Source organism: Streptomyces sp. NPDC057438, assembly GCF_042802995.1.
GTDB lineage: Bacteria > Actinomycetota > Actinomycetes > Streptomycetales > Streptomycetaceae > Streptomyces.
The window spans coordinates 51,024-56,803 of record NZ_JBHVDD010000067.1 but is presented as its reverse complement, the minus strand read 5'-3'; the positions used below and the strand labels follow the sequence as shown (position 1 = coordinate 56,803).

General features: G+C 70.7%; 3 protein-coding genes, 1 tRNA gene and 1 rRNA gene. 4 read left to right on the top strand and 1 reads right to left on the bottom strand.

The window, feature by feature from the left end; translation table 11 throughout:
* From rrf to ACFU5F_RS29650, 3 genes are all read left to right on the top strand, one after another.
* A 5S ribosomal RNA gene (rrf, locus tag ACFU5F_RS29660) occupies window positions 1–84 on the top strand; the annotation flags it as partial.
* A 112-nt stretch (window positions 85–196) separates the two neighbouring features.
* Window positions 197–859, top strand: a complete 663-nt coding sequence (locus tag ACFU5F_RS29655) for a DegT/DnrJ/EryC1/StrS family aminotransferase (protein WP_383893678.1) — start codon at window positions 197–199, stop codon at window positions 857–859.
* 128 nt (window positions 860–987) lie between these two features.
* Window positions 988–1,060 (top strand) — tRNA-Thr (locus ACFU5F_RS29650).
* Between the two features lie 65 nt (window positions 1,061–1,125).
* Here the strand turns inward: ACFU5F_RS29650 and ACFU5F_RS29645 are convergent.
* Window positions 1,126–3,870 (bottom strand): SpoIIE family protein phosphatase, encoded by a 2,745-nt coding sequence (locus ACFU5F_RS29645; protein ID WP_383893669.1) that lies wholly within the window; start codon window positions 3,868–3,870, stop codon window positions 1,126–1,128.
* 528 nt (window positions 3,871–4,398) lie between these two features.
* Here ACFU5F_RS29645 and ACFU5F_RS29640 point away from each other — a divergent pair.
* On the top strand, window positions 4,399–5,780 hold a 1,382-nt coding region (locus tag ACFU5F_RS29640; RefSeq protein WP_383893666.1), incomplete at its 3' end, for a HAMP domain-containing protein.

Below are 5,780 nucleotides of genomic sequence, written 5' to 3'. Positions count from 1 at the left end.
TACATTCCGAACCCGGAAGCTAAGCCTTACAGCGCCGATGGTACTGCAGGGGGGACCCTGTGGGAGAGTAGGACGCCGCCGAACAAATATTGAGAGCTGGTCCCCGAATTTCGGTTCGGGGACCAGCTCTTTTTTGTTGTGCGTCACTTGGAGTTCACGTTGCCAGACCAGGATCCGCAGCATGGGTACCGTTGGAATGCTCAGGGCCGCGGGTGTCGGCGCCGGTGACGAGGTCGTAGTGCCGGCGTTCGGGAATCCGGAGGTCGCTCAGGCGGTGAGCCTGGCAGGTGCCGTTCCGGTGTTCGCCGACATAGACCCGGCGACGTACTGCCTGGACGCGGCGGCTGTCGAAGCCGCGGTGACGTCGCGGACGGTGGCGGCGGTCGTCGTCCATCGCTTCGGCGGGTCGGCCGACGTCGCGGCGTTGCGTCAGATCGGGCAGCGGCACGGGCTGTTGGTGCTGGAACAGGGAGAGTCGGAGACGCCGTACAGCGAGCTGGGGGAGCGCCGACGGCGGGCCGCGTACCTCAGTGCGAAGCTGAAGGGAGTTCGGACTCCTGACGGCAGCGACGGACACACCTTCCAGCAGTACGTCGTGCGGGTACCCGGGAACGGGCGGCCGGACCGGGACGCCTTCGCGCGTGCCGTGCGGGCCAAGGGAGTCGAGTGCCGGGTGCCGGTCAAGACACCGGTGCACCGGATGCCCGGCTTCCGACGGGACGTGTGCCTGCCCGAGACCGAGCGGGCGGCCGACGAGACGCTGGCCCTGCCCATCGGCGGCGAGATGTCGCGTCGCGAACTGCAGCGGTTGGTGTCCGCGTGCAACGCCCTCGGCGGGCTGCTGCAGCCGGCTTTCTAGTTCCTCGGACACGCGGGAAGACTCGGGGCGTGTGTGCCGTTCGGCAGGGCGCCGGGTGGTTCGAGGCGGGCGCCGGTTCGGGTATGATCTATCTCGTTGCCGCGAGGGAAACCTCGAACAGGTGACAGGCCCCTATAGCTCAGTCGGTAGAGCGTCTCCATGGTAAGGAGAAGGTCAACGGTTCGATTCCGTTTGGGGGCTCAAACGAAAGGCCCCGCCCGATTCGGGCGGGGCCTTTGTCGTGTCCGGAGCCAGCCGGTCCGGAGTCAGTCGGTCTGCAGGCCGGGGACCCGCATCGCCAGGATGGCCATGTCGTCGGAGGGCGCGTCGGAGGCGAAGCGTTCGACGGCGCGCATGACGCGGGCCGCGACCGCGCCCGCGGTGAGGCCCGTGCAGGTGGTGAGGACTTCGGTGAGGCCGTCGTCGCCCAACATGCGGGTGCCTTCGCGGCGTTCGGTGACGCCGTCCGTCACACACAGGAGGACGTCACCGGGGTCGAGGGTGACCGTCTGCTCGTACAGCTCCAGGTCCTCCATCACACCGAGGAGGGCCTGCGGTTCGGCGGCGGGCTCGACCGTGCCGTCCTGGCGCAGGCGCAGCGGGAGCGGATGGCCGGCGCAGACCACCTTCAGGACGGCGCTGCCGTCCTCCTGGGGCCACAGCTCGCCGTACAGGAGTGTCAGGAAGCGGCTGCGGGCGCCCTCGTCGATGATCGCGGAGTTGAGGCGCTCCAGGACCGCCGGGCCCGCGTAGCCCTCTCGGGCGAGCAGGCGCAGGGCGTGGCGGGCCAGACCGGTGACCGCGGCGGCCTCGGGGCCGGTGCCGCAGACGTCGCCGATGGCGAAGCCGTACGCGCCGTCGCGGATGGGGAAGAGGTCGTAGAAGTCACCGCCGACCTCGTTGCCCTCCCCGGCCGCGCGGTAGATGACCTCGACCTCGACGCCGTCGATCTGGGGGAGCTCGGGCGGGAGGAGGCTGCGCTGGAGGGACTGGCTGATGGCCACCCGCTCCGAGTACAGCCGGGCGTTGTCCAGGGCCAGGGCCGCCCGGCGGGAGAGATCCTCGGCCAGCTCCAGGATCTCCTGGCGGAAGTGCTCGTCGGTGGGCTTGCCGAGGGTCAGCATGCCGATGACGCGGTTGCGGGCGACGAGCGGCAGGACGACCGTCTCGCCGCCCACCGCCGAGGCGGTCGCCAGTGTCGTGCCGATGCCGGAGCTGACGGTGGCGGGCTCGCCGAGGCCGAGGCTGCGCATGGAGGTGCGCAGGGCCGCCTGATGGGCCGCCTCGGCGGGGGCCGTCCAGACGCGGGCGCCCGGGGTGGGGATGGGCTCGGGCGGACGGATCTTGGAGAGGAGGGCCTTGAGGCCGTCGATGAGGTCCTCGTCCTCGTGCAGGACGTAGCTGAGGTACGGGTCGGAGGCCTGGTCGGCGATCGTGTAGACGGCGCACCAGGTGGCGAGCGTGGGGATCGTCATCTGGGCCATGAGGGCCAGGGTCTGGTCGCGGTCGAGGGTGCCCGCGAGGAGGTCGGAGGCTTCGACCAGGAAGCTCAGCGAGCCGCGGCGCAGGCGTTCCAGCTCGCCCAGCCGGGCGGACTCGACGGCCAGGGCGATGCGGTCGGCGGCGAACTGCAGGCGTAGGGCCTCCTCGTTGGAGTACCGGCCGTGGGCCTCCGCGGCGACGCCCAGGGAGCCCGTGAGGCGGCCCTCGACCTTGAGGGGGACCGTGACGACCGAGCGCATGCCGGTGCCGTTGAGGAGGGGTACGGCGCCGGGGACGGCCGTGAGGTCGTCGTGGACCGCGGGCATCCGGGCCGAGCCGTAGCGGCCGGGTCCCGCGTCCACGGGTACGCGGGCGAAGCGCTGGCGAGCGGAGGGGAGGCCCGTGGAGGCCCGGACCTCCAGCTCCGTCTCGTCGTCGGTCGCGAGGAGGAGGAAGGCGGAGTCGCCGTCGAGCATGTCGCGGGCGCGCTCGACCGTGCGCTGGAGGAGGCCGTCGAGGTCGTCGGGGGCGGGCGAGCCGATGAAGACCTCGAAGGGGTCCGCGGCCTGGCCCTCGCCGGAACCGGAGCCGTCGCCGGCGGCCATGCGCAGCGGGGTCTGCAGGACGGCGCGCTCGTGGTCCCGGACGAGGAGACAGACCGTGGAGGGATCTCCAGCGGTGTCGCGGACCCGGAGGTGGGAGGCGTAGACCGGAGTCACACGGCCGTTGGCGCCGCGGATGCCGTAACTGCCCTCCCAGCGGGAGAGTTGGAGGGCCTCGGCGACGCCGGTGCTGGTGCCGGGGGTGTGCGGCCAGGCGGCGAGGTCGGTGAGGGGCTTGCCGATGACGTGGTCCGGGGCGTACCCGAAGAGTTCCTCGGCGTCCTCGTTCCAGGCGCCGATCGCGCCCGCGCGGTCGATCTGGACGACCGCGACGCGGACCCGGCCGTCGGCGAGCGGGAGCAGGTCGGGAGGCAGGGCCGGGCCGGCCGAGCGGGTGCCCACCGGGCGGTCGGGGAGGTCGAGTTGGAACCAGACCTGCTTGTGGGTGGACGTGTACTCGACGCCCCAGCGGGAGGCCAGCGCCGCGCACAGCTGCAGACCGCGGCCGCCCTCGCGGTCCGGGCTGCCCATATTGACGTGGCTGCCCTGGAGAGGGATCTCACGTTCGGGATATCTGTCCGCGACCTCGATGCGTACGCCGTCCTCGGCCCGCAGACACAGGACGTCGGCGGAGGTTCCCGCGTGGACGACCGCGTTGGTGACGAGTTCGCTGGTGAGGACGACCGCGTCGTCGACGATGTCGGCGAAGCCCCAGCCCTGGAGGGTGTCGCGGACGAACGAGCGGGCGGTCGCGACGGATCGTGAGACGGCAGCGAAGCTGGCGGCCGCGCGCGCGGTGATCACAGCACTCCTTGTCCGGTTCTCGACGTGGGGGGATCCTGGGACGGCCTCCTGCCGGGGCAGGGGCTGGTTCTCCGTCGGCCTGGGTTCCTGGGGGGTCTCCCCGGGATGCAGTCCGGTGGTCATGGTGCGGCCGCCCCTCCGATGCCTGCCCGCTCTGCTCGTGCGCCACCGCCCAGGCCGGACGGGACCGGCATGGCTGGACAGCCGCATGCAAGGTTACTTACCTTCGCCGTCCATGCGGATGCCGGTCGTCTGTGTTTCCGTCCGGAGGTGTGCGGACCGTGTGCGAAGCTGCCGAACTGTTATGGCCTGGTTCAGCCATGGTGAAACACTGGGCAGGCTGCCAGGAGCAGGCTGGGAGGGTCCGCGTATCTTCCCGGTGCGGCGGATCGCGGCAGCGGATCCGCCGGGCGGGAGTATCCGAGTACGAAGCGGTACGAGTGGTACGAACAGTGTGAGCAGCACGAGCAGTGTGAGCAGTACGAAGCGTTCGAATGCGGCGTAGTACGTCCAGTAGGACCGGTCGACCCTTGCGGGAGGGACACAGTGGAGTCTGGCGCAGCGACGCGAGGCACGAAGGCGCGCGCGAAAGGCGGACAGTCCCAGAGTGAGCAGCGCGCATCACGCAAACCGCGCAATGGGACCACCACTGTGGACACCGCTGCCCTGAACCGGCTGCTCACGGCGTTGGAAGCGATGCGGGACGGCAACTTCCGCAAGCGGCTGACGGTCTCGGGCGACGGCGTGATGGCCGAGATCGCCGCCGTCTACAACGAGGTGGCGGACCGGAACCTGCACCTCACGGGCGAGCTGTCGCGCGTGCGGCGGGTGGTGGGGCGTGAGGGCAAGCTCACCGAGCGGCTGGAGACGGGCGCGACCGAGGGGTCCTGGGCGGCCGCGATCGACGCGTCGAACGCGCTGGTCGACGACCTCGTGCGGCCGGTGTCCGAGGTCAGCCGGGTGCTGTCGGCCGTCGCGGAGGGTGATCTGTCGCCCCGCATGGAGCTGCGGTCGCAGGGGCCGGACGAGACCGGGCATCCGCTGCGCGGGGAGTTCCTGAAGGTCGGGCGTACCGTCAACAACCTGGTCGACCAGCTGTCGACGTTCACCGACGAGGTCACGCGGGTGGCCAGCGAGGTGGGCACCGAGGGCAAGCTGGGCGGGCAGGCCAAGGTGCGGGGCATGTCCGGTTCGTGGAAGGACCTGACGGAGTCCGTCAACACCATGGCGCACCGGCTCACCGCGCAGGTCAGGGACATCGCGCTGGTGACGACCGCGGTCGCGAAGGGTGATCTGTCGCGCAAGGTCACCGTGCACGTGGCCGGCGAGATGCTGGAGCTGAAGGAGACCGTCAACACGATGGTCGACCAGCTCTCGGCGTTCTCCTCCGAGGTGACCCGGGTCGCCCGGGAGGTGGGCACCGACGGGCAGCTCGGCGGGCAGGCCGAGGTGCCGGGTGTGGCGGGTGTGTGGAAGGAACTCACCGATTCGGTGAACACCATGGCCGGCAATCTCACCGCGCAGGTGCGGGGGATCGCCCAGGTCACCACGGCGGTCGCCAACGGTGATCTGTCGCAGAAGGTCACCGTGCCCGCACGCGGCGAGGTCGCCAAGCTCGCCGAGACCATCAACCAGATGACCGAGACGCTGCGGATCTTCGCCGACGAGGTCACGCGGGTGGCGAACGAGGTGGGTGCCGAGGGCCGGCTGGGCGGTCAGGCGCAGGTGCCGGGCGCGGCCGGGACGTGGAAGGACCTCACCGATTCGGTGAACACGGTCTTCCGGAACCTCACGATCCAGGTGCGGGACATCGCGGCGGTGACCACGGCGGTCGCCAACGGTGACCTCTCGCAGAAGGTCACCGTGGACGTGGCCGGGGAGATGCTGGAGCTGAAGAACACCGTCAACGGGATGGTCGACCAGCTCTCGTCCTTCGGTGACGAGGTCACGCGGGTGGCGAACGAGGTGGGTGCCGAGGGCCGGCTGGGCGGTCAGGCGCAGGTGCCGGGCGCGGCCGGGACGTGGAAGGACCT

What these genes read in the sequence shown, in the direction of transcription:
- ACFU5F_RS29645 (WP_383893669.1), bottom strand. Translation starts at nt 3,870, where the DNA reads ATGACCACCGGACTGCATCCCGGGGAGACCCCCCAGGAACCCAGGCCG.
- ACFU5F_RS29655 (WP_383893678.1), top strand. Translation starts at nt 197, where the DNA reads ATGCTCAGGGCCGCGGGTGTCGGCGCCGGTGACGAGGTCGTAGTGCCG.